This window comes from Azospirillum canadense, assembly GCF_025961225.1.
GTDB classification, from domain to species: Bacteria; Pseudomonadota; Alphaproteobacteria; order Azospirillales; family Azospirillaceae; genus Azospirillum; species Azospirillum canadense.
Genome location: NZ_JAOQNG010000002.1, coordinates 109,953 through 136,724, shown reverse-complemented (window position 1 = coordinate 136,724; position 26,772 = coordinate 109,953). Strand labels below are relative to the sequence as shown.

Sequence of the window (26,772 nt, the reverse complement as noted above, 5' to 3'; positions counted from 1 at the left end):
CTGGATGTTTTACGGGCGCCGTCAATAGGACCTCCGGTAGAGGGGGTCAGAAGATCCCCGCCTCCAGCCCGGCCGCCATCAGCAGGCCCAGTTCCTCGCAACGTGCCTCGAACTCCGCCATCTGGGGACCGCGGCAGACCAGCGGCTCCTGCACCGCGCGCCAGCGCAGGCCGGTGGCGATCCCGGCCACGGCGCGGCAGGTTCCCGTGCCGTCGTGCCCCGCCCGGACGAACAGGGCGTAGGGCAGCCCCTGCGTGCGCTCCAGGCAGGGGTAGTAGACGCGGTCGAAGAAGTCCTTCAGCGCGCCGCTCATGTATCCAAGGTTTTCCGGCGTTCCGAGGATGATGCCTTGCGCGGCCAGCACGTCGTCCGGCCCAGCCTCCAGCGGCGGCTTGGCCACGACCTCCACGCCGTCGACGTCCGGGGAGCGGGCGCCGCGCAGCACGGCGTCCCGCAAGGCCCGCGTGTTGGCCGACGGCGCGTGCGCGACGACGAGAAGACGCCTGGGCATCACACTATCAAGCATCACACCATCAACTGGCCGCCGTTGACCTCGATCACCTGCCCGGTGATGTAGGCGCTGAGCGCGTCGGACGCCAGGAACAGATAGGCACCGACGCAGTCCTCCGCGGTGCCGAGCCGGCCCAACGGGATGCGCGCGGCCGTCGCCGCCAGCTTCTCCGGGGAGGAGTAGCGCTGGTGGAAGTCGGTGTCGATGGTGCCCGGTGACACGGCGTTGACGCGGATGCGGTCCGGCGCCAACTCCGCCGCCAGCGAGCGCGTGAAGGTCGACACGAAGGCTTTCGACGCGCTGTAGAGCGACGATCCGGGGCTTCCTCCCGTCTTTGCGGAAATCGACACGGTGCTGACGATCACGCCACCACCCGCCGCCTTCAGCGCCGGCAAGGCACGCCGGCAAGCGACGACGACGGAGCGCAGGTTCAGGTCGATCACCTCGTCCAGGAAGCGGTCGTCCAGCGCACCCAGCGGCATCCGGCCCACCATGGTGCCGGCGTTGTTGATCAGGATGTCGAGCCCGCCCAACGCCTCCACCGCCGAATCCACCACGGACTCCACCGCGCGCGGGTCACGGAAGTCGCCGGTGAAGGCGTGGACATCGGCGCCGCTGCGCCGCAGGTCCGCCGCCAGCCGCGCCGCCGCGTCGCTGGCGCCGGAGCCGTGCAGGGCCACCCGGGCGCCCAGCCCGGCCAGCGCGGCGCCCACCGCCGCCCCGATCCCCCGGCTGCTGCCGGTCACCAGCACGCGCTTGCCGCGCAGATCCTCGCCCAGGTTCATTCCGATTGCTCCCCGATCAGCGCCCACGGCGCACCCGCTGCACGGCGTCCAGCCAGCCCTCGTAGAGCCGGGCGCGCTTCGCCCCCTCCATCCGCGGCTCGAATCGGCGGTCGCACCGCCACGCCGCGGCCAGCGCTGCCTGATCACTGTAGACACCGGCCTTCAGACCGGCGAGGCTCGCCGCCCCCAGCGCGGTCGTCTCGATCACCGCCGGCCGCTCCACCGGCAGGTCCAGCATGTCGGCCAGGAACTGGCAAAGCCAGTCGTTGGCCGCCATGCCGCCATCCACGCGCAGGGCCTTCGCCGGGGCCGGCCAGTCGGACACCATGGCGTCGCGCAGATCGCGCGTCTGGAAGGCCACCGCCTCCAGCGCCGCGCGGGCGATGTGCGCCGGCCCGGCGTCCAGCGTCAGGCCGGAGATGGCCGCGCGGGCGTGCGGATCCCAATGCGGGGCGCCCAACCCGACGAAGGCCGGCACCAGATAGACCCCGTGGCTGTCCGGCACGCGCGTCGCCAGATCGTCGGTCTGCGAGGCGTGGGTGATGATGCCCAGCCCGTCGCGCAGCCACTTGATCGCCGCCCCCGCGACGAAGATGGATCCCTCCAGCGCATAGGTCGGCCGCCCGTCCAGCCGGTAGGCCACCGTGGTCAGCATGTTGGAGCGCGACTCCACCGGCTTGTCGCCGGTGTTCAGCAACGCGAAGCAGCCCGTGCCGTAGGTGGACTTGACCATCCCCGGCTCGAAGCAGGCTTGCCCGAAGGTCGCCGCCTGCTGGTCGCCGGCGATGCCGGTGATGGGGATCGAACGGCCCAGGATGTCCGGCTCGGTCGCCCCGAACTCGGCGCTGCTGTCCAGCACCTCCGGCATCATGGCGCGGGGGATGCGGAACAGGGCCAGAAGCTCGTCGTCCCAGTCCTGGCGGTGGATGTCGAAGACCATGGTGCGCGACGCGTTGGTCGCGTCAGTCGCGTGCACCCGCCCGCCGGTCAGCCGGTGCAGCAGGAAGCTATCGATGGTGCCGAAGCACAGCTCCCCGCGCTCCGCCCGATCCCGCGCGCCGGAGACGTGGTCGAGTATCCAGGCAACCTTGGTGGCGGAGAAATAGGCGTCGATCAGCAGACCGGTCTTCGCCCGCACCAGCGGCCCGCAGCCCTCCTCCACCAGCTTGCGGCAGGTGTCGGCGGTGCGCCGGTCCTGCCAAACGATGGCGCGGTGGATCGGCTCGCCCGTGCGGCGGTCCCAGACGACGGTCGTCTCGCGCTGGTTGGTGATTCCGATGGCGGCGATGGCGGAGGCATCCAGCTTCGCCTCCGCGACGACCTCGCGCAGCACGGCAACGGTGTCGCGCCAGATGTCCTCCGGGTCATGCTCCACCCAGCCGTCGGCCGGATAGTGCTGCGGAAACTCCCGCCGGGCCACGCCGACGGGCAGGCCCCGCCGGTCGAAGACGATCGCGCGCGTGGACGTGGTGCCCTGGTCGATGGCAAGGACGTGACCGGCGTCGGGCATGGCTCCCCCTATTCGCTCTTTTTTCTCCCTCTCCCCCCTGGGGAGAGGGTTGGGGTGAGGGGGTTGCGCGCTATGGTACGTTCGGCAACAGCGCAACCCCCTCACCCTGCCTTCTCCCCAGGGGGGAGAGGGTTATACCATCACTTCATCGCCGCCTTCTTCGGCGGGTTGGCGGGCCAGGACTTGATCAGCTCGTCATAGTCCACGGTCTCGCCCTTCGGCTTCTCGTTGGCGAGCTTCCGTTGCGGGGCGATGTTGCCGTCCTTCTCAGCCTTGGCGTACCAGAACTCCGCCGACTCCTTCTTATTCATCTTCGGCCCGCAGTCGCCCTGCACGCCCGACCGCTCCAGGCGCTCAAGCACCGAATCCTGGGCCGCCGCCAGCGCGTCCATGGCCGCCTGCGGGGTCTTGGCACCGGACGACGCGTCGCCGATGTTCTGCCACCACAGCTGCGCCAGCTTCGGGTAGTCCGGCACGTTCACGCCCGTCGGGGTCCACTGCACGCGTGCCGGCGAGCGGTAAAACTCGATCAGGCCGCCGAGCTGCGGCGCGCGTTCCGTGAAGCTCTTGTCCCAGATGTCGCTTTCGCGGATGAAGGTCAGGCCGACGTGGCTCTTCTTCAGGCTGACGGTCTTGGACATGGTGAACTGGGCGTAGAGCCACGCCGCCTTGCGGCGGTCCACCGGGGTGGACTTCATCAGCGTCCAGGAGCCGGCGTCTTGGTAGCCGAGCTTCATGCCCTCCTTCCAGTAGGAGCCGTGCGGCGACGGGGCCATGCGCCATTTCGGCGTGCCGTCGGCGTTCATCACCGGCAGGCCGGGCTTGACCATGTCGGCGGTGAAGGCGGTGTACCAGAAGATCTGCTGCGCGACGTTGCCCTGGGCCGGCACCGGGCCGGATTCGGAGAAGGTCATGCCGGCGGCCTGCGGCGGCGCGTATTTCTTCAGCCAGTCCACATACTTGACGATGGAGTAGACGGCGGCCGGGCCGTTGGTGTCGCCGCCGCGCTCGATGGAGGAGCCGACCGGGCGGCAGCCCTCCATGCGGATGCCCCACTCGTCCACCGGCTTGCCGTTGGGCAGGCCCTTGTCGCCGTTGCCGGCCATGGACAGCCACGCGTCGGTGAAGCGCCAGCCCAGCGACGGGTCCTTCTTGCCGTAGTCCATGTGGCCGTAGACCTTGACGCCGTCGATCTCCTTCACGTCGTTGGTGAAGAACTCGGCGATGTCCTCATAGGCCGACCAGTTGACCGGCACGCCCAGCTCGTAGCCGTACTTGGCCTTGAACTTCGCCTTCAGGTCCGGACGCTGGAACCAGTCGTAGCGGAACCAGTAGACGTTGGCGAACTGCTGGTCGGGCAGCTGGTACAGCTTGCCGTCCGGGGCGGTGGTGAAGGACTTGCCGATGAAATCCTCCACGTCCAGCGTCGGCAGCGTGACGTCCTTGCCCTCGCCCGCCATCCAGTCGGTCAGCGGCACGACCTGGTTGTAGCGGAAATGCGTGCCGATCAGGTCGCTGTCGTTGATCCAGGCGTCGTAGATGTTCTTGCCCGACTGCATCTGCGTCTGGATCTTCTCCACCACGTCACCCTCCTGGATGATGTCGTGGCGCAGCTTGATGCCGGTGATCTCGCTGAAAGCCTTGGCGAGGGTCTTCGATTCATACTCGTGCGTGGTGATCGTTTCGGAGACGACGTTGATCTCCATGCCGGCGAAGGGCTTCGCGGCGTCGATGAACCACTGCATCTCCTTCAGCTGGTCCTCCTTCGACAGGGTCGAAGGCTGGAATTCGCTGTCGATCCAGCGCTTGGCCGCATCGATGTCGGCGAAGGCCGGCGCGGAAGCCAGGATCAGGGCCGCCGCGGATGCGGTGGCCAGGCACAATTTGCGCATCGTGTTTCCTCCCATACCCCTTTGTTGAAGCCCGCTCTTCCCGGCGGTGCCCCCGTCGCTCACACCCAGCGGAACACCGCCGCGGCGTAGAGCAGCGCAAGGACCGTCGCGTACTGAAGGTCCTGGCCGACCAGACCCAGCCAGGCCAGATGGATGAAGGCGCTGCCGAGCAGCGTTATGAACAGCCGGTCGCCGCGCGTCGTCGTGATGCCCAGCACGCCCTCCCGCGCGATCTCCGGCCGGTTCACCGCCAGCGTGGTCAGCAGCGCCAGCAGTGCCGCGATCACGACGAAGAAGACCCCGGTCTGCCAGGTCCAGGCCATCCAGGCGACATGTTCCATGATGGTGCCCTCCCCCTCAGACGCGGCCCAGGGCGAAGCCCTTGGCGATGTAGTTGCGTACGAACCAGATCACCAAGGCGCCCGGCAGGATGGTCAGCACGCCCGCGGCGGCCAGCAGGCCCCAGTCCATGCCCGCCGCGGACACGGTGCGGGTCATGGTCGCGGCGATCGGCTTGGCGTCCACCGAGGTCAGGGTGCGCGCCAGCAGCAGCTCCACCCAGCTGAACATGAAGCAGAAGAAGGCGGTGACGCCGATGCCGCTCGCCACCAGCGGCGTGAAGATCTTCACGAAGAATCGCGGGAAGCTGTAGCCGTCGAGATAGGCGGTCTCGTCGATCTCCCGCGGTACCCCGGACATGAAGCCTTCGAGGATCCACACCGCCAGGGGCACGTTGAACAGGCAGTGCGCCAGCGCCACGGCCAGCGGCGTGTCGAACAGGCCGATGGCGGAATACAGGTTGAAGAAGGGCAGCGCGAAGACGGCCGGCGGCGCCATGCGGTTGGACAACAGCCAGAAGAACAGGTGCTTGTCGCCGACGAAACGGAAGCGCGAGAAGGCGTAGGCCGCCGGCAGAGCCAGCGCGATCGACAGCACCGTGTTCAGCGCCACGTATTTCAGCGAATTCAGGTAGCCGGAATACCAGGACGGGTCGGTGAAGATCGTCGCGTAGTTCCGGAATGTCAGGTTGTGCGGCCACAGCGTCAGGCTGCTGACGATCTCCGTGTTGGTCTTCAGGCTCATGTTGACGAGCCAGTAGATCGGCAGCAGCAGGAAGACGATGTAGAGGCCAAGGACGATCCGCGCGCGCAGCATGGCTCAGCTCCCTCCGCTCAGTTCCGTTGGGCGTCCATGCGGGTCATCACCGTGTAGAAGACCCAGCAGACCGCGAGGATGATCAGGTTGTAGACGATGGACAGCGCCGCCGCCTTGCCCAGGTCGAACTGCCCCAGCGCCAGCTTGACGAGGTCGATCGACACGAAGGTGGTGGAGTTGCCGGGGCCGCCGCCGGTGACCACGAACGGCTCCGTGTAGATCATGAAGCTGTCCATGAAGCGCAGCAGCACGGCGATCAGCAACACCCGGTGCATCTTCGGCAGCTGGATGTTGCGGAAGATCGCCCATTGCGAGGCGCCGTCGATGCGCGCCGCCTGATAGAAGGCGTCGGGGATCGACCGCAGGCCGGCGTAGCACAGCAGCGCCACCAGCGAGGTCCAGTGCCAGACGTCCATGACGACGATGGTCACCCAGGCCGACAGCGGGTCCGCCGTGTAGTTGTAGGGGATGCCCAGCCGGTTCACCACCCAGCCCAACAGGCCGATGTCCTCGCGGGCGAAGATCTGCCAGATGGTGCCGACGACGTTCCACGGGATCAGCAGCGGCAGCGCCATGACGACCAGCGTCGCCGCCACCCGCCAGCCGTCCCGCGGCATCGACAGCGCCACGGCGATGCCCAGCGGCACCTCGATCGCCAGGATCAGGAAGGAGAACAGCAGGTTGCGCCACAGCGCGTCGAAGAAGCGGCCGCCGAGGTCGGTGGTCGGGTCCAGCAGCTCCTGGTACCAGCCGATGCCGTTCCAGAAGAACTGGTTGTTGCCGAAGGTGTCCTGCACCGAATAATTCACCACCGTCATCAGCGGCACGATGGCCGAGAAGGCGACGATCAGCAGGACCGGCAGCACCAGCAGCCACGCCCCTTGGTTGATGGGCTTGTCCATCAGGCGGCCTCCCCTTCGACCAGAGCACCGTTTGCATAGACGTGGACCATGGCGGGATCGACGATCAGCGACGCCTCGTCCCCGTTGACCGCCAGGCTTTCCGGCACCGTCGCGGCCATGGGCAGCCCGGACAGCTCCACCTTGGCGATGCGCACGCGGCCCAGGTCGTCGATCCGCGTGACGCGCACCGGCACCCCGGCCCCGGCGGGGGCGAGCGTCGCGAATTCCGGCCGCACGCCGACCTCGATCTTCTCGCCGCCGGTCAGCGGCGGGTAGGCGCGCCCCAGCGGGATGACGTGGCCGCCGACCTTCGCCGCGCGGCCCGCGACCTCCGCCGGCAGCACGTTCATGCCGGGCGAGCCGATGAAGTGGCCGACGAAGACGTGGGCGGGGCGCGCAAACAGCTCGTCCGGGCGGCCGATCTGCACCACGCGGCCGTCGTGCATCACCACGACCTTGTCGGCGAAGGTCAGCGCCTCCGTCTGGTCGTGGGTCACGTAGATCATGGTGAGGTCGAGCGCACGGTGCAGCGCCTTCAGCTTCGACCGCAGCTCCCACTTCAGGTGCGGATCGATGACGGTCAGCGGCTCGTCGAACAGGATCGCGGCGACATCCGGCCGGACCAGCCCACGCCCCAGCGAGATCTTCTGCTTCGCGTCCGCCGTCAGGCCCCGCCCGCGCCGCGTCAGGTCGGGCGTGAGGTCGAGAAGCTCCGCGATCTCCCGCACCCGCGCGTCCACCGCTGGGCCGCGCAGGCCGCGGTTGCGCAGCGGGAAGGCCAGGTTCTCGTACACCGTCATGGTGTCGTAGACCACCGGGAACTGGAAGACCTGGGCGATGTTGCGCGCCTCGGTCGGCAGGGTCGTGACGTCCTTTCCGTCAAACAGGACCCTGCCCTCGCTGGGCGTCAGCAGGCCGGAGATGATGTTGAGAAGCGTGGTCTTGCCGCAGCCCGACGGCCCCAGCAGCGCGTAGGCACCGCCCTGCTCCCACACATGGGTCATGGGCTTCAACGCGTAATCCGCGTCGCTTTTCGGGTTGGGCGTGTAGCTGTGGCCGAGGTTCTGAAGGTCGATGCGTGCCATGGTTTCCCCTCTCCCCTCCCGCTCAGGCCGCCAGAACCAGCGGCGGGGCCGCCGCCAGCCGGCCGTCGTGGCCGAACACGAACAGGCGCCGGGGATCGATGAAGCATTCGATGCGCTCGCCCGGCTCCACCTCCAGCACGCCGCGCGTCACCGCGACCCAGCGGTCGGAACCGCCGCCGGACAGCTCGTTGGAGTGCGGCAGGTCGATGTGCACGAAGCTTTCGGAGCCGGTGATCTCGCTGACCGCCACCGTGCCGGTCAGCGCGATGGCCTCGGCGTCGGGGCGCGTCAAGTACAGGTGGTCGGCGCGGAAGCCGATGGTGTAGTCGTCGTCCGGCAGCTCGGCCAAAACGCCGCGCGCCAGCCCATGCTCCCCCGTCGCCAGGACGAGCTGCAGCCCGCGCTTGTGCACGCGCATGCTGTTCAGCGGCGGGTCGGAGAAGACGCGCGCGCTGGTCAGGTTGGCCGGGCGGCGGTAGACGTCCGGCGTGCGGCCGAATTGCGCCAGCCGCCCTTCCCACAGCGTCGCCGTGTTGCCGCGCAGAAGCAGCGCCTCCGTCGGCTCGGTCGTCGCGTAGACGAGGACGGCGCCGGACTCCGCGAAGATTTTCGGCAACTCCTCCCGCAGCTCCTCACGCAGCTTGTAGTCCAGGTTGGCCAGCGGCTCGTCCAGCAGGACCAGCTGCGCGTCCTTCACCAGCGCGCGGGCGATGGCCGTGCGCTGCTGCTGGCCGCCCGAGAGCTGCGCCGGGTTGCGGTCCAGGTACTTGTCGAGCTTCAGCAGCCTCGCCGCCTCGCGCACCCGCCGGTCGATCTCCGCCTTCGGCCGGCCGGCGACCCGCATGGGCGAGGCGATGTTCTCGTACACGGACAGCGAGGGGTAGTTGATGAACTGCTGGTAGACCATGGCGACGGAGCGATTGCGGACGTGGACGCCGGTCACGTCCTTCCCGTCCACCAGCACCCGCCCGGCGCTCGGCGCGTCGAGCCCGGCCATCAGCCGCATCAGCGACGTCTTGCCCGACAGGGTCGGCCCCAGCAGGACGTTCAACGACCCCCGCTCCAGGGTGAGCGACACGTTCTCGATGTGAACGTGCCCACCGGCGTGTTTGCTGACATTGTCCAGTACCAGACTCACCGGCGCCCTCTCCCCAACGATTCCGTTGTTCTTCTTCGACGTCCCGATAATGCGCGAACTTATTCCGCCGCGTCCGAGGCCCGCATCCGGCGGGCGCGCTCCTCCGCCATGAAGGCGTCCAACGCCTCTGCCTGCTCGCGGCCGAGCCGCAGGCCGAGCTTGGAGCGGCGCCACAGCACGTCGTCCGCCGTCTCCGCCCATTCCTCGGCCATCAGGTAGCGGACCTCGGCTTCCGTCAGGGTGGCGCCGAAGTCGCGCCCCAGATCCTCCGCCCGCGTCGCCCCGTTCAGCAGGGTCCGAACGCGCGTGCCGTAGGCGCGGGCCAAGCGCTGCATGTGCGCCGGCGCCACGAATGGAAACTCCCGTCTCAAGCCCGCGACCAGTGCGTCGAAGCCCTCCACCGGGAAGTCGCCGCCGGGAAGCGTGGTGGCGCTGGACCAGCCGGACCCTGCCGCGCCCAGCTTGGGCAGGAAGGGCGTCAGCTTGGCGATGGCCGCGTCGGCGAGCCGCCGGTACGTGGTGATCTTACCACCGAAAATGCTGAGCAGCGCCGCTTGCTTGTCCTGGGGGCCGTCCTGCGGGGCATCCACCGCCAGCACATAGTCGCGGGTCGCCGCCTGGGCCGTGGAAGCGCCGTCGTCGTAGAGCGGCCGGACCCCCGAATAGGTCCAGACCACGTCGGCGGGCGTCACCGGCTTGGCGAAATACTCGCCGGCCGCCGCGCAGAGGTAGGCGATCTCCTCCTCCGACGCGTGGACGGCGGCCGGGTCACCTTCATAGTCGCGGTCGGTGGTGCCGATCAGCGTGAAGTCGCGCTCGTAGGGGATCGCGAAGACGATGCGCTTGTCGGCGTTCTGGAAGATGTAGCAGCGGTCGTGGTCGAACAGCTTCGGCACCACGATGTGGGAGCCCTGGACAAGGCGGATGCGCGCGTCCACCCCGGCGTGCACGCCTTGGTTCAGCACGGCCGCAACCCAGGGACCGGCGGCGTTGACCAGCGCGCGGGCCCGGATGGTGGAGCGGCGCCCGCTGCGCACGTCCTCCACCGTCACCGTCCACAGCCCGTCGGCACGCGTGGCGGTCAGGAAGCGCGTCCGCGTCCGGATGGTGGCACCGCGGGCCGCCGCGTCCTGCGCGTTCAGCGCCACCAGACGCGCGTCTTCGACCCAACAATCGGAATATTCGAAAGCGCGAGCGAAACCCGGCTTCAGCGGCTGGCCCGCCGGATCGCACCGCAGATCGAGGCCGCGCGTGCCGGGCAGACGGTCGCGGCCGCCGAGATGATCGTACAGGAACAGGCCCAGCCGCAGGAACCAGGACGGGCGCAGGCCCGGCAAGTGCGGCAGCACGAAGCGCAGCGGCCAGATGATGTGCGGCGCCATGCGCCACAGCACCTCGCGCTCCTGCAGCGCCTCCCGAACCAAGCGGAATTCATAGTATTCCAGGTAGCGCAGGCCACCGTGGATCAGCTTCGTCGAGGCCGACGACGTGCCGGAGCCGAGATCGTTCTGCTCACACAGGTAGACCGAACATCCGCGCCCGGCCGCGTCCCGCGCGATGCCGCAGCCGTTGATGCCGCCACCGATGATGGCAAGGTCGTAGACCTCGGCCATCGGCTCCTCCCCCGCTTGTTGCGTCCGTTTGTCCGGTACGCGCCTTTGTTTTCGCTTTCAACGATAATCGACCGGTCGCAGCGCTGCAATACGAAAAAAGCGAACCTAACCTGAAAGCCGATTCGCGGGCGCGGTGCGGAGCGCTGAGTGGGTGGGGCGCGGGTTTTTTGCGCCCGGCCCGGTGAACCCGGCCCCGTCCAGCCGTAGATTTGTCGGGAAACCGGGATGATCCCGGAGATCCGGAGGCACGGACGCATGGACCTGTATCGGCATCGCATCCTTCCCCGGCTGATTGATTGGGTCATGGGGCAGGAAACGCTCGCGGAGTTTCGTTCCCGGGTCGTTGGGGGCGCACGCGGGCGCGTCCTTGAGATCGGAATCGGGTCCGGGCGCAATCTGCCCTTCTACGCCGCGGCGGCCGGCGAAGTCGTCGGAATCGATCCTTCTACGGAACTCATTGCCATGGCGCGGCGCAACGCAGCGGCGGCGTCACGACCGGTGACCTTGCCGGTGACCTTCGTGGAGCAAACCGCGGAACGGCTGCCGTTCGCGGACGAGAGCTTCGACACGGTGGTCGTGACCTGGTCCCTGTGCAGCATACCCGACCCGTCCGCCGCCCTGCGGGAGGCGTGCCGGGTCCTGAAGCCGGGCGGGGAGTTGCGGTTCGTGGAGCATGGCCTTGCACCAGCCCCGGGCGTTCAGCGATGGCAGCACCGCGTGACGCCGCTGTGGTCACGCTGTTCGGGCGGCTGCCACCTGGACCGCAGGATGGACGATCTGATCCGCGCGGCCGGATTCCACATCACGGACCTGACGAAACGCTACCTGCCGGGCCCGAAAATCATGACCTTCATGTACGAGGGGACGGCGGTGCCCGCCGCATCCGCGGGCCAGCCGGAGGACACCATCCCGCACCACCGGTGAGCGCGGCGTCACACGGCGGCAAGCGCCTGCCGGGTCCAGGCGAGCAGGGCCGGCAGCGGCATGGCGCCGGAGGTCCGGGCGATTTCGCGGCCGTGGTGAACGAGGACCAGCGTCGGGATGCTTTGCACGCCGAAGCGCGCGGCGAGGTCCGGCGACGCCTCCGTGTCCACCTTGGCAAGCCGCACATGGGGTTCCAGCTCGCCGGCCGCCTTTTCGAACACGGGGGCCATCATCCGGCATGGCCCGCACCACGCCGCCCAGAAGTCGACGAGCACCGGCAGGTCGCCCCGTTCGGCGTGGACGGCGAAGCGGCGCGCGTCCATCGGCACCGGCGCACCAGAGAATAGCGGATTGCCGCAGCTGCCACACTTGCCCGCCTGGCCCAGGCGCTCCCGGGGCATGCGGTTCAACGTGTCGCAGGTCGGGCAGGCAACGTGAAGGGTTTCGGACATCGCACCGCTCCATGCAACGGCTTTTGCCAGCCTTCCGACGATCTAAGAACCGTCGTCGAATGATCAACAGCGCGCGGGCGCAAAGCGGAACCGGCCCGCCGTAGCGCAGTTGGGATAGGCAATCGAACACCACCACAAAGGATCCGGCACATGCACGCGCGCGACATGATCAGCACGCATCCGGATGTGAAGGGAAACGTGAACGACGCCCTGATCCGCTGCATCGAGGACTGCTACGCCTGCGCGCAGACCTGCACCTCCTGCGCCGACGCCTGTCTGGCCGAGGGCATGGTGGAGCAGCTGCGGCAGTGCATCAGGCTCGATCTCGACTGCGCCGACGTTTGCGCGGCGACGGGGGCGCTGGCGACCCGCCGGACCGGCGGCAACGTGCCCGTCCTGCGCCTGATGATCGAGGCCTGTGCCACCGCCTGCGCGCGGTGTGCCGAGGAATGCGCCAAGCACGCCGGCCATCACGAGCATTGCCGCGTCTGCGCGGACACCTGCCGGCGGTGCGAGCAGTCCTGCCGGGCGGCCATCCCGAGCCTCGGCAACTGAACCGAACCCCGCGGCCGGATCCCAATCAAGCGCCGGGGTCAAGCGCCGAGGTCAGGCGCCGGGGTCGGCCTCGGGCGGTTCGATGATCAGAAGGTCGGGCTCGACGCGCAGGAACGACCCGACCTCCACCACGCCGTCGGCGATGCCGTCGTTCAACAGGATCTGCGCGTCGGCCAGCGTGACGGGGTCGCCCCGGTGGAAGACCCGCCCGTCCGCGAAGCGGATTTCCGGGTAGACCCCCGTGCTTGATTCAGGCGTCGTGGATTCAGGCGCCATCGCGTCAGGCCACCGTCCGGCGGCCGGCAACCGCGTGGTAGATCCACAGGACGACGACGGCGCCGATCACGGCCACCACGAGGCTCCACAGGTTGAAGCCGGTCACGCCGGCCCCGCCCAGCGCGTTCATGATGAAGCCGCCGACGACCGCGCCGACGATCCCCAGGACGATGTCCATCACGACGCCTTCGCCGGTCTTGTTCACGATCTTCGAGGCGATGAATCCGGCGATCAGGCCAAGCACAATCCAGGCAATGATACCCATCTTCGTGTCTCCCCATCCCGAAGGCAGCGCGGAACGCCCGGTGCGGCGCCCGCCAGGGCCGGCCATCCGGCCCGCAATCCCTCACCCCATCAACAGGCGACCAGCCCCAAGCTCACGGTTGTCGCGGTGAAATCCGGCGCTTTCGCGCCCTGCCCGGAACGGAACCGGCCGGGCGAAGCTACATGCCCCGCCCGGCCGGCTCGTCCAAAGCGTCGCTTGGGCGGCGGCGCGCTTACTTCAGGGCGCCCTTGATGTCCTCATACTTGCCCTTCTGCCACTTCTCCAGGCCCTGCATCTGGTCCTTGGTCATGTCGACCGTCAGCTTGTCGCCCTTCATGTGCAGCTTGTTCATGGGCAGCACCGCGTCCTTGTCGCTGATGTTGACCAGATGGTCGACGTCCAGCACGGCGTAGGTGTCGTTGCCCTTGCGGACCACGCCCTCGACCTTCGCGATCTCCTTGCCGTCGGTGCCGTAGACTTCCTTGTTTTTCAGCTGGTCGGCGCTCATACGGGCAATGGCGGGATCGACGGCACCTTCCGTCGAAGCGACCGACGGCGCCGTGGTCTTGTTGGTCGGCGTGGCGCTCTGAGCGAAAGCCGGAGCGGCGGCGAGCATGGCAACGAGTCCGCAAGCGGTCATTAGGGTTTTCATTTCGGGGTCTCCCTCTGAATTGTTATTCACTGCTGAGACCAACGCACGACGGACCAGGACGCTTCCATCCCTACCACCTTTTTGCCGCCGCGTTCCTTAGGCAGGACTGTCCGACCATCGGATAAGGCCGGGTGGGAGCGGCGGCAATTAATGATTGTCGTCCACTTGGATCGACGGGTAGCCCGTCTTGTCTTGCGTCTTTCGGCCGGCGTCACCGTGCATACGCAGGTGTGTTTCTCTGCATTCTTGTCCTTAATCGGATATGTTGCCGCGGTGAAATCTCCAACTAGTTGTATCATTCGTTGACATCCGATTACGCGGATGTATTCTCACGCGCACACTCCCTTTTTGGGAGGCGTATGACGTTTTTGTAAAATCGCGGATCGAACTTCCCGCTCGATAACGATTCGCCGCAAGCATTACCGGATTATTTCGATGGCCGACACCAACCCCGCGCGTCCCGCCGATGCTGCGCAAACCTCCGCCAGCTTTGGTCCGGTCAGGGCGTGGCCGATCCGTTGCCTTCACGAAGGGACCGAAATCCTTGCGCGGAGCCTGCCGGACGCGCCGGCGGTGATCGGCCCGCGGGAAGTGGTGAGCTGGTCGGGCCTGGACGCGGCGGCGAACGCGGTGGCGCACGCCCTGCTCGGTCTCGGTCTCGGCGTGCAGGAGCCGGTGGGCGTGCTGGCCGAACGGTCCGGCGACCTGCCGCTGGCCTTCCTCGGCATCCTCAAGGCTGGCGGCGTCTATGTGCCGATGGTCGCCGACCTGCCCGGCCAGCGCCTCGCCAACATGGCCCGCCAAGCGGGCATGCGCGTGGTGATCGCGCTGGACGGCCTTATCCCGCCGCCGGACCTCGAAGCGGCCCTGGCCGAAAACGCCGCCTCCTCCACCCCGCACGCCGTCCTGCGCCCTGAGGAACTGGACGACGACTTCCGCGCGCGCCACACCCACCGGCCGGACCGGACGGCCAAGCCGCACGACCTCGCCGTCATCCTCTTCACCTCGGGCTCCACCGGGCAGCCCAAGGGCGTGCAGATCCAGCACGACGCCTGCGTGAACATGGCGTCCGGCCACATCGAGGCGCAGGGCATCGGTCCCGCCGACCGCATCCTGCTGTCCACCTCGCCGGGCTTCATCCTGGGATTCCGGGAACTGTGCCTGCCGCTGCTGTCCGGCGCCGCCTACGTCCCCGCCAGCCGCGCGCTGATCGACGATCCGGACCGGCTACGCGCGGTGATGGAGGAGCGCGGGGTCACCATCGCCCTGTTCACGCCGTCCTACCTGCGCCTGTTCCAGGGCGCGGTGCCCAGGGGTTTGCGCATGATCCTGACGGCGGGGGAGCGGCCGAACGCCGACGACGCGCGGCACTACGCCCGGCACCTCGCCTACTGGAACATGCACGGCGCGACGGAGGTCTGCGGCACCATCTGCATGCACCGGGCAATGCCGGACGGCGACGGCCCGCTGCCCAGCGGCCGGCCCTTCGTCAACACCGCCGTGCATCTGCTGGACAAGGACGGCAACGAGGTCCCACCGGGCGAGATCGGCGAGATCCACGTCGTCGGTCGCGGCGTGTCGCGCGGCTACCTGAACCAGCCGGAGCTGACCGCCGAGAACTTCGTGGAGACGCGCTTCGGACGCGCCTACCGCACCCACGACCTCGGCCGCTGGAACGCGGATGGGGAGCTGGAGGCGCTCGGCCGCGCCGACGACATGGTGAAGGTGTCCGGCCAATCCGTCTCGCTGGGCGAGATCGAGCGCACGCTCCTGCGCCACCCCAAGGTCCGCCGCGCCGCCGCCCTTCAGCACAAGGGGCGGCTGGTCGCCTTCGTCGAGAGCCCGCAGCTGGAGGACGCCCAGGCGGAGGACTGGCGCGGCTTCCTCGCCGGCAGCCTGCCCGCCTACATGGTGCCGGCCCGGGTCGGCGCCGTTCCCCGCATGCCGATCAGCTCCGCCGGCAAGGTCGACCGCCAGGCCCTGCTGGCGCTCGCCGCCACTGCTGAGACCGATCGCGGCAACGCTGAGGGGACGCCCCCGGACGGCGAGTTGGAAACCGCCATCGCCTGCGTCTGGGAGGAGGTGCTGGACGTCCGCCCGGTGATGCGCGACGACAACTTCTTCGCCATCGGCGGCACCAGCCTGCTCGCCATCCAGGTCGGGCAACGCCTGCGCGCGCTTGGCCTTTCCGTGCCGGTGCAGAGCATCCTGGCGACGCTGACCGTCGCCGCGCTAGCCCGCCGGATCGCGTCGGATGCCGCCCAATCCGACGACGGGAACGCGCCGGATACGGACGGCGGCCCCGCCACCGCCGGGCAAGAGGATTTCTGGATCGCCGCCGGCCTCGGCCTTCCCGCCGCCGGGTCGCACATCGTGCGCGTGCTGTCCCTTCGCGGCCCGGTGCCGGAGGAGGAACGCTGGCGGGCCGCCTGGACGGCCCTGCTCGCCCGCCACCCGGCGCTGCGCACGGGCTTCGCCACCGGCAGCGACGGTCGCGTCCTCTGGCACACCGCCACCCCGGAGGCGTTGCCGCCGTCGGCCCGCGTCTGCTTCGACCGCTACCACCTGCCGGAGGAAGCGCGCGAGCTGGTCGCCGGCTACGCCACCACGCCCTTCGTGCTGGGCGCGCCGCCGCTGGCCCGCGCCGGCCTGCTGCGGATCGAATCCGGCGACGAGACGCTGTTCTGGTTCGTGCTGCACCACGCCGTGGTGGACGGCCTGTCCGCCCGCACGGTGCAGGAGGACATGCTGGCCCTCCTGCTCGGCCGCGACCTTCCCCCGGTTGGGCACGGCATCGCCGTCGCCGCCCAGGCCGAGCAGCGCTACCTCGCCACCGACCGGGCGGCACGCGACCTCGCCTTCTGGCGCGACCGGCTGGACGCCCTGGTCGACCGGCGCAGTGAGGCCTTCGACGAGCTGCCCACCGACCTGCGCCGCCCCGACGCGCCGAGCGGCCGGGCTGCCCCGCCGCTGACCGAGCGGCTGGACGCCGCCACCGTCCAGGCGCTGACCCGGCTGGCGCAGGCGCAGGGAGTGGGGCTGCACGGCCTGCTGCTCGCCATCCTGGCGGCGGAGGCACGGCGGCGCACCGGCCGGGCCGACCTGATCCTGGGCACCGGCGTCTCGCTCCGCCCCGTGGGCACCGACGGCGCGGTCGGCCATTTCGTCAACCTCCTGCCCATCATCCTGCCGGCCGCCGAGGGCACCCTGTCGGCGCAGCTGCGCGCCGCGCAGGCCAGCCTGACGGAGGCCGTGGAGCACGCCGACCACCCCGCCGGCCTGATCCAACGGGAGTTCCGCCAACGTCATCCCGGCGCCCGCCCGCCGTCGCGCACGTCGCTGTTCGACGTCGCGCTGACCGCCAACCCCTCGCGCGTCAGCCTCGACCCGCAGTCCGGCCTGTCCTTCGCCCCGCGCCGGCTGCCCGGCGCGCTGGCCGTTCCCGCCGCCGGCCTGGACCTCGCCTTCAGCCACGAACCGCTGACCGGGGAGGATGAGGGCGGGCTGGAGCTGATGCTGCTCTGGAACCCCGACGTCTACGTTGAGGACACGGCGCGCGCCTGGCTGACCGGCTTCGCCGCCTGGGCGCGCTGGCTGGCCGCCGACCCCGCCCGCCTCGACGCGCGCCTGCCCGCCCTGCTCCCGCACGAGGCCGCGCTGCTGGAGCGCTGGGAGCATGGCGAGGAGCGCCCGCGCCCCGAACAGCGCGCCCACACCCTGTTCGAGGCCCTGGCCGACCGCCAGCCCGACCGCCCCGCCGTGGTCACGCGCGACGGCGTCCAGACCTACGCCGCGCTGGATGCTCAGGCGAACCGCATCGCCAACGCCCTGCTCCACCACGGCGTCGGGCCGGAGGAGCCGGTGGCCGTGCTGGCCGACGGGTCGGCGGACCTGCCCGCCGCCCTGCTCGGCGTGTGGAAGGCCGGAGCCGCCTACCTGCCGCTGGCCCACGACCTGCCGCCGGAGCGGCTGGCCTTCATGGCCCGCGACGCGGGCGCCCGGATTCTGATCGCGCTGGACGGCCACCCCGTGCCGCCGGCCCTCACCCAGGCGGTCGAGGCGACGCTGCGCTCGGATTCCCTGGACGGCGCCGCAACCCGCCCGGCCGTGGCCGGGACGGCGTGCGACCTCGCCTACATCATCTACACCTCCGGCACCACCGGCCAGCCGAAGGGCGTCGCGGTGCCGCACGGCGGGCTGGTCAATTCCGTGCTGTCGACCGGGGAAGCGGTGGGCCTGCGCTCCGACGACCGCCTGTCACTGGCCGCCACGCCGGGCTTCGACGCCTCCCTGTGGGAGCTTGGGCTGGCCCTGCTGCACGGCATGGCGCTGGTCCCCATTTCGCAGGAATTGCGCGACGATCCCTGGGCGCTGAAGGCCCATTACGCCGACCTCGGCGTCACTGTCGCCTTCCACTCCCCCTCCTATCTGCGGGTCAGCCAGGACACGCCCTTCCGGGGCCTGCGCGTCCTGCTGACCGGCGGCGAGGCGCCGAACGCCGACGACGCCCGCCACCACGCGGCCGACATCGCCTTCTGGAACGCCTACGGCCCGACGGAAGCGAGCATCCTCGTCTCCATGGGCCGCATCCGCCCCGACGCCGGCACCCTCGTCCCGGCCGGCCGGCCCTTGCCCAACACGCGCGTCTCTCTGCGCCGTCCCGACGGCACGCCGGTGCCGCCGGGCGTGGCGGGGGAGCTGTGGCTGGGCGGTGCTGGCCTCGCCCGCCGCTACCTGAACCAGCCGGACCTGACCGCCCGGAGCTTCGTGGAGACGGCGGGGGGCCGCTTCTACCGCACCGGCGACCTCGGCCGCTGGGATTGCGACGGCCAACTCGTCCTGTGCGGGCGCATCGATCATCAGGTGAAGCTGCACGGCCAGCGGGTCGAGTTGGGCGAGATCGAACAGGCGTTGCGCGACCATCGGGGCGTGGCCGAAGCGGTCGTCCTGCTGGACCGCGCGGCGGAGGGCACCAAGTCCCTGCGCGCCTTCGTACGCCCGGCCGACGGCAACTCCCTTTCGCAAGACGAGGACTGGCGCGCCTTCCTGGCCGACCATCTGCCCGTCTACATGGTGCCGGCCAGCATCACGCCGGTCACCTCCATCCCCCTGACCGCCGCCGGCAAGGTCGACCGCGATGCGCTCCTGCGCCTCGCCCACGCCCAGCCGCACCCTGGCACGGCCGCCCGCCACCTGCCGGCCGGCGACCTGGAGACGCGCATCGCCGCCCTGTGGACCGACCTGCTGGGCACCGACGTCGCCCGTGAGGATAATTTCTTCGCGCTTGGCGGCAACAGCCTGCTGGCCGTAACCATGGCGCACCGGCTGTCGGCGGACCTCGACGTCGCGGTTCCTGCCCGTGCCCTGTTCGCCGCCCCGACGCTGGCCGGCTTCTCCCGCAAGGTCGCGGAACTGCGCGGCGCGGACACCCCCGCCGCCACCGCCCCCATCGAGGATGACCTCGCCACCGAGGGCGAGCGGGAGTTCTGGGTGGCGGAGGCCGCGGGGCTCGACACCCGCCCCTTCACCATTCCGGTGATCCGCCGCGTCGAAGGCGACATGCCGGCGCCTGAGCGCTGGGCCGCCGCCTGGGCGAACCTCGTCGCGCGGCACGACGGGCTGCGCACCGCCTTCCGGGAAGACGCCGACCGCCGCCTGCGCCGCCACGTGGTCCCGACGCTCGACGACGGCCTGGAGACCGCCAGCGCCCCCGACCGGGACGCCGCGCTGGCCCACATCCGCCGCCGCCAGGGGGAACCCTTCGCCATGGGCGCCGCCCCGCTGTGGCGCGCCGGCTTGGTCGCCGTGGAGGACACGGGCGAGCGCCTGTTCTGGCTGGCCATGCACCACAGCGTCGGCGACGGCCGCTCCGTCGGCATCCTGCTGGAGGAGTTGACGGCCCTGCTGCTCGCCCTTCTGCTCGGGGACCGCCTGCCGCCGCCAACCGCCCGCTTCGCCGCCATGGCCGCGCGGGAGCAGGCCTATCTGGCCGGTCCCGCCTGCACCGACGATGCCCGCCACTGGGACTCCCTGCTGGCCGCCCTGCCCGACGGCGCCTTCGCGGACTGGCCGCTCGACACGCCGCGCGCGCCCGGCGCGGAGCCGGGAAGCCACCGCTTCGACCTCCGCCTGGACGCCACCACCGCCGCCGGCCTGAAGGCGCTTGCCCGCCGCAACGAGGCCAGCCTGCACGCCGTGCTGCTGACCCTGCTGGCCCGCGAGGTGCGGCGCCGCACCGGGCGCGCGGAGTTCACGCTGGGCACCACCGCCTCCACGCGGGAAACGGCGGCCGACGCGCAGGTCGTCGGCTACGGCGTCAACATGCTGCCCCTGGCCGTCCGCCCGGTGTCCGGCGCGCCCTTCGCCGCGGATCTGCGCGCCACGCAAACCGCCCTCGCCAAGGCGCTGGAGCACGCGCGCTATCCCTTCGCGCGCCTGTATTCGGCCTTCTGGAAGGCCCGGCCGCAGCACCGCGACCCCGCCCGCTACCCGCTGTTCGACATCGCCGTCACCGAGAATCCGGACAGCCGCCCCGCCGACACCGCCCTGCGCCTCGCCCGCCTGACGACCGTGGCTGATGATGTCGCCTACGAGCGCACCGGCCATTCGCCGGGCCAGGACATGGTGCTGATCCACGAAGGCCTGCCGGACGGCGGGTTGCTCTTGCAATGGCACGTCAACGCCGCGCTCTACGCCAAGGACACGGCGGAGGCCTGGCTCGCCGCCCTGGCCGGCTGGGCGCGCTGGCTCGCCGAAGACGCCGCCCGCGCCGACGAGGCCCCGCCCGCCCTGCTCCCCGACGAGGAGGTCCGGCTCGCCGCCTGGGACCACGGCCCAGCCATCGCCCGCCCGGCCCTGCGCTTCCACGAGCTGTTCGAACAGGCGCTCGACCGTCCCGGCGCGCGCCAGGGCGACCGCCCGGCGGTCATCGCCGCCGACCGCACCCTGACCTACGCCATGGTGGAGGAGGAGGCGAACGCGCTGAGTCACGCGCTCGCCGCGCGCGGGGTGGAACCGGGAACCGTCGTCGGCGTGCTGACCGGCCGCTCCGCCAACCTGCCGGCCACGCTGCTCGGCGTCTGGAAGGCGGGGGCCGTGTACCTGCCGCTCGCCGCCGACCTGCCGCCGGAACGGCTGGCCTTCATGGCGGCCGACGCGTCGGTCGGGCTGCTGCTGGCGCTCGATGGCGTCGCGGTGCCCGACGCACTGGCCGGCACGCCCGTCCTGCGGCCCGAGGAACTGACCGAAGCCTTCCGCCGCACCCACGCCCACCGGCTGGGCCGGCCGGGCAGCCCCCAGGACATCGCCTACATCCTCTACACCTCCGGCTCGACCGGGCGGCCCAAGGGGACGCTGGTCCGGCACGCCGGCTACGTGAACATGGTGCTCAGCGCCGGCGAGATCCTGGGCCTGACGCCCGAGGACCGGACGCTGATGTTCGCCTCGCCCTCTTTCGACGTGTCGCTGTCGGACATCGGCGTGCCGCTGGCCTTCGGCGCGGCGCTCTGCCCCGTGCCCGCCGACCTGCTGGGGTCGCCCGCCCGCCTGCGGGCCTTCCTGGCGGAGCGGCGCGTCACCGTCGCCGACATCACGCCCACCTACCTGCGCCTGTTCGGCGGGGCGGAACTGCCCAGCCTGCGCACCCTCGTCACCGGCGGCGAGGCGCCGCTGGCCGCCGACGTGCGCGCCTACGCCGGGCGCCTGCGCTACTACAACGCCTACGGCCCGACCGAGAACACCATCACCAGCGCCATGGGCCTGCTGACGCCCGAAGACCGCGGTGTCCTTCCCGTCGGCCGGCCGCTGCCAAACACCAGCGTGTCCATCCGCGACGCCGTGGGCATCCCGCTGCCGCCGGGCGCGATCGGCGAGGTCTGGCTGGGCGGCGTCGGCCTCGCCCGCGGCTACCTGAAACGGCCGGAGCAGGAGGCGGCGGCCTTTGTCGACACGCCGCAGGGCCGGCTTTACCGCTCCGGCGACCTCGGCCGCTGGCGCGCCGGGGGGCGCTGGAGATCCTGGGCCGCGTCGACGACCAGGTGAAGCTGAACGGCATCCGCATCGAGCTTGGCGAGATCGAGCACGCGCTGGACGGCCACCCCGCCGTCGCCCAGCCGGTCGCCCTGGTGGACGGCAAGGCCGGCGCCGCGCAAAGCCTGTGGGCCTTCGTCCGCCCCGCCGTCAACGGTCCGCTCCCGTCCGACGAGGCGTGGCGCGCTTGGCTGTCCGACCGTCTGCCCGCATTCATGATCCCGGCCACGGTGATCCCGGTGGAGGAGATCCCGCTCACGAGTTCCGGCAAGGTCGACCGCGCCGCGCTGAAGGCGCTGATCACCGGCCGCGCGCCGAAAGGCACGCAAACGCCCCCGCAAGGCACGCTGGAAGAAACGGTCGCCCGCGTCTGGGCGGAGGTGCTGGGCCGCGGACCGGTCTGGCGCGACGACAACTTCTTCGCGCTCGGCGGGCAGAGCCTTCTGGCGATTGCCGTGTCGCACCGGCTGGAATCCGCCCTCGGCCACCCCATCCCCGCCCGCGAGCTGTTCGCAGAGCCGAGCCTGCGCGGCTTCGCCGCCCGCATCGCCGCCCTTGTCCCCACGGACACCGACTTCACCGAGGCCGCATCCGACCGCGCGACCGAGGGCCAGCGCGAGTTCTGGGTGGCGGAGCAGGCCGGGCTCGACATCCGCGGCTTCAACATCCCCCTGATGCTCGCGGTCGAGGGCGAGGTGCCCACCGACGAGCAGTGGCAAGCCGCCTGGTCCGCCCTGATCGCCCGGCACGAGGCGCTGCGCACCGGCTTCCAGGAGGACGCGGCCGGCACGCTCCGCCGCACGGTCCACACCGCCCCCGCCGAGCTGGAACTGGACACCGCCGCCGACCGCGCGACCGCGCTGGCCCGCATCCGGGCGCGGCAGACGGAGCCCTTCGCCATGGCCGCCCCGCCGCTCTGGCGCGCCGGCCTGACGCGCTCGGCGGACGGGTCCGCCCCGCTGTTCTGGCTGGTCCTGCACCACTCCATCGGCGACGGCCTGTCGCTCGGCCTGCTGGCGGACGAACTGGGCACCCTCCTGCGCGGCGAAGCGCCCGCTACCCCCGCCGCCGGCTTCGATCGTTCCGCGGCGAGCGAGGAATTCTACCTGACCGGCGACGCCGGGCGGGCGGACGCCGCCTATTGGCAGGGCGTCCTCGGCACGCTCGACCCGGCCGCCTTCGATGAATGGCCGCTTGATCTGCCGCGACCGGCCGCGCGCACCGGGGCGTCCGCGCAGGGCAGCCACTGCCATCGCCTACGCCTCTCCCCCGCGACGGCGGAGGCCCTGCGCGCCTTCGCCCGGCGCAACGGGGCCAGCCTGCACGCGCTGATGCTGGCGCTGATGGGGCAGGAGGTGCGGCGGCGCACCGGCCGGGCGGAGTTCCTGCTGGGCACCGCCGCCTCCACGCGCGAGACGGCGGGGGAGGCCGCGGTCGTCGGCTACTACGTCAACATGCTACCGCTGCCCTGCCGCGCGCGCCGCGCCGACACGGTGGAGCAGGCGGTGCAGGCGGCCCAGCGCACGCTGGCCGAGGGGCTGCGCCACAGCCGCTACCCCTTCGCCCGCATCGTCCGCGACTTCCGCCGCGACCACCCGCAGACCGTCAACCCCGGCCGCTACCCGCTGTTCGACATGGCGGTGACCGAGAATCCCGGCGTTTCCGGCGCGCAGCCCGCCGGCCTGCGCTTCACCGGGATCGACACCCCCGCCGATGGCGAGGTCCGGTACGAGCTGCGCCACAGCGCCCCGGCCCAGGACATCGTTCTGGTGCACGAAGGGCAGGCGGACGGCGGGCTCGTGCTCCAGCTCTACGCCAACGCCGCCCTTTACGAGCGGGAAACCGCCCGCGCCTGGACCGAGGCACTGGCCGGCTGGGCGCGGCATCTCACCGGCCCCGACCGCCAGCCCGACACCCCCCTGCCCGCCCTGCTGCCGAATGAGGCCGCCCAACTGGCCGCGTGGGAAACCGGCCCGGCGATGCCGCACCCCGCCGCCTGCATCCACCACCGCTTCGCCCAGCTGGCCGCCGGCCAGCCCGACGCCCCGGCGATCATCACCGACAGCGGGACGACCAGCTACGCCACGCTCGACGCCCGCGCCAACGCGCTGGCCCACGCGCTGGTGGCGCAGGGAGTCCGCCGCGGCGAGTCGGTCGGCGTGCTGACCGAACGCTCCCCCGCCCTGCCGGAGGCCGTGCTGGCCGTCTGGAAGGCCGGTGCCGCCTACCTGCCGCTGACCCGCGATTTGCCGGCCGACCGGCTCACCTTCATCGCCCGCGACGCCGGCATCCGCGTCGTTCTGGCGCTGGACGGCCACCCGCTACCCCCGGCGCTGGCCGACGCGGGCTACGCCGTGCTGCGGCCGGAGGACGTGCCCTTCGAGGCCGACACCACGGCACCCGCGGCCGGTCAGGCCACGGAGCCCGGCGACCTCGCCTACATCATCTACACGTCCGGTTCCACCGGCGTGCCGAAGGGCGTGATGCTGCCGCACGGCGGCACCATGAACCTCGCCTTGTCCATGGCGCGGATGCTCGGTGCCCAGCCGGACGAGCGGGTACTGCTCAGTTCCTCCCCCTCCTTCGACGCCTGGATCGCCGACACGGTGATGGCCTGGGCGGTCGGCGGCGCGCTGGTGCCGGTCCGCCGGGCGGAGATGGACGACACCGCGGGGATGCTGGCCAAGATGGTCCGGCTGGGCGCCACCTCCGCGACCCTGCCGCCCTCCTACCTGCGCCTGTTCGAGCAGGCCGACCTGCCGGGCCTGCGCATCCTGATGACGGTGGGGGAGCCGCCGAACACCGCCGACGCCCTGCACTACGCCGGGTCCTTGCGCTACTACAACGGCTACGGCCCGACGGAGAACACCGCCGCGGCGTCCATCGGCCGGCTTCTCCCCGGCACCTCCCGCATGACCGCCGGGCGGACCCTGCCCAACACCGCCGTCCACATCCTGGATGAGGACATGCGGCCGGTCCCGCCGGGCTCCATCGGGCAGGTGTGGCTGAGCGGCGCCGGCCTCGGCATCGGCTACCTGAACCGGCCGGACCTGACCGCCGCGGCCTTCATGGAGACGCCGGAGGGCCGACGCTACCGCACCGGCGACCTCGGCCGCTGGCTGCCGGACGGGGAGTTGCTGATCCTCGGCCGCTCCGACGGGCAGGTAAAGCTGCGCGGCCAGCGCGTGGAGCTGGGCGAGATCGAGCACCGGCTGGATGAGCATCCGGCCGTGCAGCAGTCGGTCGCCCTGGTCGACATGCCGGCCGGCGGTGCCCAGACCTTGTGGGCCTTCGTCACGCTCCAGGCCGGCGCCGCGGAGCCGCCTCAGGCCGCCTGGACCGCCCATGTGGCGGACAAACTGCCGACCTATATGGTCCCCGCCGCGGTGATCCGCGTGCCGGCGATCCCCGTGACGGTGGCCGGCAAGGTGGACCGCAGCGCTCTCTTGAAAGCGCTGGCCGACCACGCCGTCGCACCCGCGGCGGACGCCGACCCCGACGCCGCCACCCACACCCCGCCGCGCACCGCCGTCGAGCAGCGCGTGGCGGAGCTGTGGGAGGAGGCGCTCCAGCGCCCCGTCCGCGGGCGGGAGGACAATTTCTTCGAACTCGGCGGCGACAGCCTGCGCGCCATCGCCGCGGTGAACAAGCTACGCCGGGAATTTGCCTGCAAGATCAACGACCTGTATGAGCACCCGGTGCTGGCGGACTTCGCCCTGCGCTGCAAGCCGCAGCCGGACCATCTGCACCACCTCGTCCGCGCCGCCCGCGCCCACTGGCACACCTACCAGGACGGCCTTAGCGCGTACGACGCGGAACGCGACGCCGTGCTCGGCGCGCAGCAGGACGCTTATGCGGAGCGCAACCGGCCCTATCAGGACCGCGATTACGGCCCGCGCCGCAACCACGGCCATACGCTGCTGACCGGCGGCACCGGCTATCTCGGCGCCTACCTGCTGCGGGAGCTTCTGTCCGACGGGGAGCGCCGGGTCACCGCGCTGGTGCGGGGCAGCGACGACGGGGCCGCCCGCGCCCGCCTCGCCCGCGTGCTCAGCGGCTATTTCGGGGAAGACGCCGGCCCGGCGCTGGCCGCCGACCCGCGCCTGACCGTGCTGGCCGGCGACCTGCGGCGCGACGACCTGGGCCTGTCCGGCGCCGCGCGCGGTCACTTGGCGGCGGAGACGCAGGCCGTCTTCCACTGCGCCGCCAACGTCAACCACTTCGGCCATTACCGGGAGTTCCACGCCGACAACGTGGAGGCGACGCGCCGCCTGATCGACCTCGCCGCCGGCAACGCGGGGGACTTCCACCTGATCTCCACCCTGTCGGTGGCCGGCAAGGCGCCTGAGGGCGGATTCCGCCTCTTCACGGAATACGACTCGGTGCCGTCGGTCCTGGACGAGAACTACTACGTCCGCAGCAAGCAGGAGGCGGAACGGCTGGTCGTTGCAGCGCGCGGGGAGCTTCCCAACGCCTGCATCCACCGCGTCGGCAACGTCGTCTATGCGGCCGAGGGCGGCCCGTTGCAGCTGAACATCCGCGACAACGCCTTCTTCCGCCAACTCGCCGCCTTCGTGCGGCTGGGGGTGGTGCCCGACGATTCGCACGTCTGGCTCTGCCACGTGGACCGGGTCGCCCGCGCGGTGGCCCTGCTGGCCGGGGCCGCGCCCCTGACCAACGAGACCCACCACGTGGAGAACAACCGGCGCGACACGCTGGCCGACTTCGTCACCTCCGCGCGCGGAATGGAGGACGCCGTCCGCGCCGTCGGCTTCGGCGCCCTGCTCGACCGGTTGGAGCGCGCGATCGGGGAACCCGCAATGGACGGAGCGCTGGCCCAGACCATGGAGGCGTTCGGCCTCTACGGCGGACGGTCGCCGCAGGGCCGCGCCCGGCGCCAGGAACTCACCTCCGACCGCACGCAGCTTCTGCTGGGCCGCATGGGCTTCGGCTGGCCGGAAATCCCCCGCGCGGGTCAAGCCGACATGCTCCGCGCCGCCGCCGGCCTCTTCGCATCATGACCATCACT

Annotated in this window: 18 protein-coding genes; 4 read left to right on the top strand and 14 right to left on the bottom strand. The window is 70.9% G+C overall.

Annotation, left to right across the window (positions count from 1 at the left end):
- Nucleotides 1–46: 46 nt before the first annotated feature.
- The 10 genes from M2351_RS15300 to glpD all read right to left on the bottom strand — a co-directional run bounded on the left by M2351_RS15300 (nucleotide 47) and on the right by glpD (nucleotide 10,591).
- A complete protein-coding gene (locus M2351_RS15300; RefSeq protein WP_264656976.1) occupies nucleotides 47–511 on the bottom strand; it encodes a flavodoxin family protein in 465 nt (154 codons plus the stop codon).
- Between the two features lie 14 nt (nucleotides 512–525).
- A complete protein-coding gene (locus tag M2351_RS15295; RefSeq protein WP_209764750.1) occupies nucleotides 526–1,296 on the bottom strand; it encodes an SDR family NAD(P)-dependent oxidoreductase in 771 nt (256 codons plus the stop codon).
- Nucleotides 1,297–1,312: 16 nt separating this feature from the next.
- Nucleotides 1,313–2,806, bottom strand: a complete 1,494-nt coding sequence (glpK, locus tag M2351_RS15290; protein ID WP_264656975.1) for a glycerol kinase GlpK — start codon at nucleotides 2,804–2,806, stop codon at nucleotides 1,313–1,315.
- A 140-nt stretch (nucleotides 2,807–2,946) separates the two neighbouring features.
- A complete protein-coding gene (locus tag M2351_RS15285) occupies nucleotides 2,947–4,698 on the bottom strand; it encodes an ABC transporter substrate-binding protein (RefSeq protein ID WP_264656974.1) in 1,752 nt (583 codons plus the stop codon).
- Between the two features lie 59 nt (nucleotides 4,699–4,757).
- Nucleotides 4,758–5,039 carry a DUF2160 domain-containing protein gene (locus M2351_RS15280; RefSeq protein ID WP_264656973.1) on the bottom strand — a complete coding sequence of 94 codons (282 nt, stop codon included), beginning with the start codon at nucleotides 5,037–5,039 and terminating at the stop codon, nucleotides 4,758–4,760.
- Between the two features lie 16 nt (nucleotides 5,040–5,055).
- Nucleotides 5,056–5,853 (bottom strand): carbohydrate ABC transporter permease, encoded by a 798-nt coding sequence (locus M2351_RS15275; RefSeq protein WP_264656972.1) that lies wholly within the window; start codon nucleotides 5,851–5,853, stop codon nucleotides 5,056–5,058.
- A 17-nt stretch (nucleotides 5,854–5,870) separates the two neighbouring features.
- Nucleotides 5,871–6,755 carry a carbohydrate ABC transporter permease gene (locus M2351_RS15270; protein ID WP_264656971.1) on the bottom strand — a complete coding sequence of 295 codons (885 nt, stop codon included), beginning with the start codon at nucleotides 6,753–6,755 and terminating at the stop codon, nucleotides 5,871–5,873.
- Entirely contained in the window at nucleotides 6,755–7,840 is a 1,086-nt protein-coding gene (locus M2351_RS15265) for an ABC transporter ATP-binding protein (protein ID WP_264656970.1), read from the bottom strand. The genes M2351_RS15270 and M2351_RS15265 overlap by 1 nt, the downstream gene beginning before the upstream one ends.
- A 22-nt stretch (nucleotides 7,841–7,862) precedes the next feature.
- Nucleotides 7,863–8,978, bottom strand: coding sequence for an ABC transporter ATP-binding protein (locus M2351_RS15260; protein ID WP_264656969.1), 1,116 nt, complete (start codon nucleotides 8,976–8,978; stop codon nucleotides 7,863–7,865).
- 59 nt (nucleotides 8,979–9,037) lie between these two features.
- Nucleotides 9,038–10,591, bottom strand: a complete 1,554-nt coding sequence (glpD, locus tag M2351_RS15255) for a glycerol-3-phosphate dehydrogenase (protein ID WP_264656968.1) — start codon at nucleotides 10,589–10,591, stop codon at nucleotides 9,038–9,040.
- Between the two features lie 255 nt (nucleotides 10,592–10,846).
- Here glpD and M2351_RS15250 point away from each other — a divergent pair, with 255 nt between their 5' ends.
- Entirely contained in the window at nucleotides 10,847–11,515 is a 669-nt protein-coding gene (locus M2351_RS15250) for a class I SAM-dependent methyltransferase (protein ID WP_264656967.1), read from the top strand.
- Between the two features lie 8 nt (nucleotides 11,516–11,523).
- On the opposite strand, the gene trxC is transcribed toward M2351_RS15250, so the two are convergent.
- The gene (gene trxC / locus M2351_RS15245) at nucleotides 11,524–11,967 is read right to left on the bottom strand and encodes a thioredoxin TrxC (protein ID WP_264656966.1); all 444 of its coding nucleotides are present in this window, start codon (nucleotides 11,965–11,967) and stop codon (nucleotides 11,524–11,526) included.
- A 150-nt stretch (nucleotides 11,968–12,117) separates the two neighbouring features.
- Between trxC and M2351_RS15240 the strand changes: the two genes are divergently transcribed.
- Complete coding sequence (locus tag M2351_RS15240) at nucleotides 12,118–12,522, top strand: four-helix bundle copper-binding protein (protein ID WP_264656965.1); 405 nt, start codon at nucleotides 12,118–12,120, stop codon at nucleotides 12,520–12,522.
- Between the two features lie 51 nt (nucleotides 12,523–12,573).
- On the opposite strand, the gene M2351_RS15235 is transcribed toward M2351_RS15240, so the two are convergent.
- From M2351_RS15235 to M2351_RS15225, 3 genes are all read right to left on the bottom strand, one after another.
- Nucleotides 12,574–12,798 carry a hypothetical protein gene (locus tag M2351_RS15235; protein WP_264656964.1) on the bottom strand — a complete coding sequence of 75 codons (225 nt, stop codon included), beginning with the start codon at nucleotides 12,796–12,798 and terminating at the stop codon, nucleotides 12,574–12,576.
- Nucleotides 12,799–12,802: 4 nt separating this feature from the next.
- Nucleotides 12,803–13,063 carry a GlsB/YeaQ/YmgE family stress response membrane protein gene (locus M2351_RS15230; RefSeq protein ID WP_264656963.1) on the bottom strand — a complete coding sequence of 87 codons (261 nt, stop codon included), beginning with the start codon at nucleotides 13,061–13,063 and terminating at the stop codon, nucleotides 12,803–12,805.
- A gap of 232 nt (nucleotides 13,064–13,295) precedes the next feature.
- Nucleotides 13,296–13,715, bottom strand: coding sequence for a PRC-barrel domain-containing protein (locus tag M2351_RS15225; RefSeq protein WP_264656962.1), 420 nt, complete (start codon nucleotides 13,713–13,715; stop codon nucleotides 13,296–13,298).
- Between the two features lie 435 nt (nucleotides 13,716–14,150).
- On the opposite strand from M2351_RS15225, the gene M2351_RS15220 reads away from it, so the two are divergent.
- Complete coding sequence (locus tag M2351_RS15220) at nucleotides 14,151–21,755, top strand: non-ribosomal peptide synthetase (protein WP_264656961.1); 7,605 nt, start codon at nucleotides 14,151–14,153, stop codon at nucleotides 21,753–21,755.
- A complete protein-coding gene (locus M2351_RS15215; protein ID WP_264656960.1) occupies nucleotides 21,752–26,764 on the top strand; it encodes a non-ribosomal peptide synthetase in 5,013 nt (1,670 codons plus the stop codon). The genes M2351_RS15220 and M2351_RS15215 overlap by 4 nt, the downstream gene beginning before the upstream one ends.
- Nucleotides 26,765–26,772: the final 8 nt, after the last annotated feature.

Coding starts and splice junctions, on each gene's coding strand:
- M2351_RS15280 (WP_264656973.1), bottom strand. CDS start 5,039: ATGGAACATGTCGCCTGGATGGCCTGGACCTGGCAGACCGGGGTCTTC.
- glpD (WP_264656968.1), bottom strand. CDS start 10,591: ATGGCCGAGGTCTACGACCTTGCCATCATCGGTGGCGGCATCAACGGC.
- M2351_RS15230 (WP_264656963.1), bottom strand. CDS start 13,063: ATGGGTATCATTGCCTGGATTGTGCTTGGCCTGATCGCCGGATTCATC.
- M2351_RS15225 (WP_264656962.1), bottom strand. CDS start 13,715: ATGAAAACCCTAATGACCGCTTGCGGACTCGTTGCCATGCTCGCCGCC.
- trxC (WP_264656966.1), bottom strand. CDS start 11,967: ATGTCCGAAACCCTTCACGTTGCCTGCCCGACCTGCGACACGTTGAAC.
- M2351_RS15300 (WP_264656976.1), bottom strand. CDS start 511: ATGCCCAGGCGTCTTCTCGTCGTCGCGCACGCGCCGTCGGCCAACACG.
- M2351_RS15285 (WP_264656974.1), bottom strand. CDS start 4,698: ATGCGCAAATTGTGCCTGGCCACCGCATCCGCGGCGGCCCTGATCCTG.
- M2351_RS15235 (WP_264656964.1), bottom strand. CDS start 12,798: ATGGCGCCTGAATCCACGACGCCTGAATCAAGCACGGGGGTCTACCCG.
- M2351_RS15250 (WP_264656967.1), top strand. CDS start 10,847: ATGGACCTGTATCGGCATCGCATCCTTCCCCGGCTGATTGATTGGGTC.
- M2351_RS15270 (WP_264656971.1), bottom strand. CDS start 6,755: ATGGACAAGCCCATCAACCAAGGGGCGTGGCTGCTGGTGCTGCCGGTC.
- M2351_RS15275 (WP_264656972.1), bottom strand. CDS start 5,853: ATGCTGCGCGCGCGGATCGTCCTTGGCCTCTACATCGTCTTCCTGCTG.
- M2351_RS15240 (WP_264656965.1), top strand. CDS start 12,118: ATGCACGCGCGCGACATGATCAGCACGCATCCGGATGTGAAGGGAAAC.
- M2351_RS15295 (WP_209764750.1), bottom strand. CDS start 1,296: ATGAACCTGGGCGAGGATCTGCGCGGCAAGCGCGTGCTGGTGACCGGC.
- glpK (WP_264656975.1), bottom strand. CDS start 2,806: ATGCCCGACGCCGGTCACGTCCTTGCCATCGACCAGGGCACCACGTCC.
- M2351_RS15220 (WP_264656961.1), top strand. CDS start 14,151: ATGGCCGACACCAACCCCGCGCGTCCCGCCGATGCTGCGCAAACCTCC.
- M2351_RS15265 (WP_264656970.1), bottom strand. CDS start 7,840: ATGGCACGCATCGACCTTCAGAACCTCGGCCACAGCTACACGCCCAAC.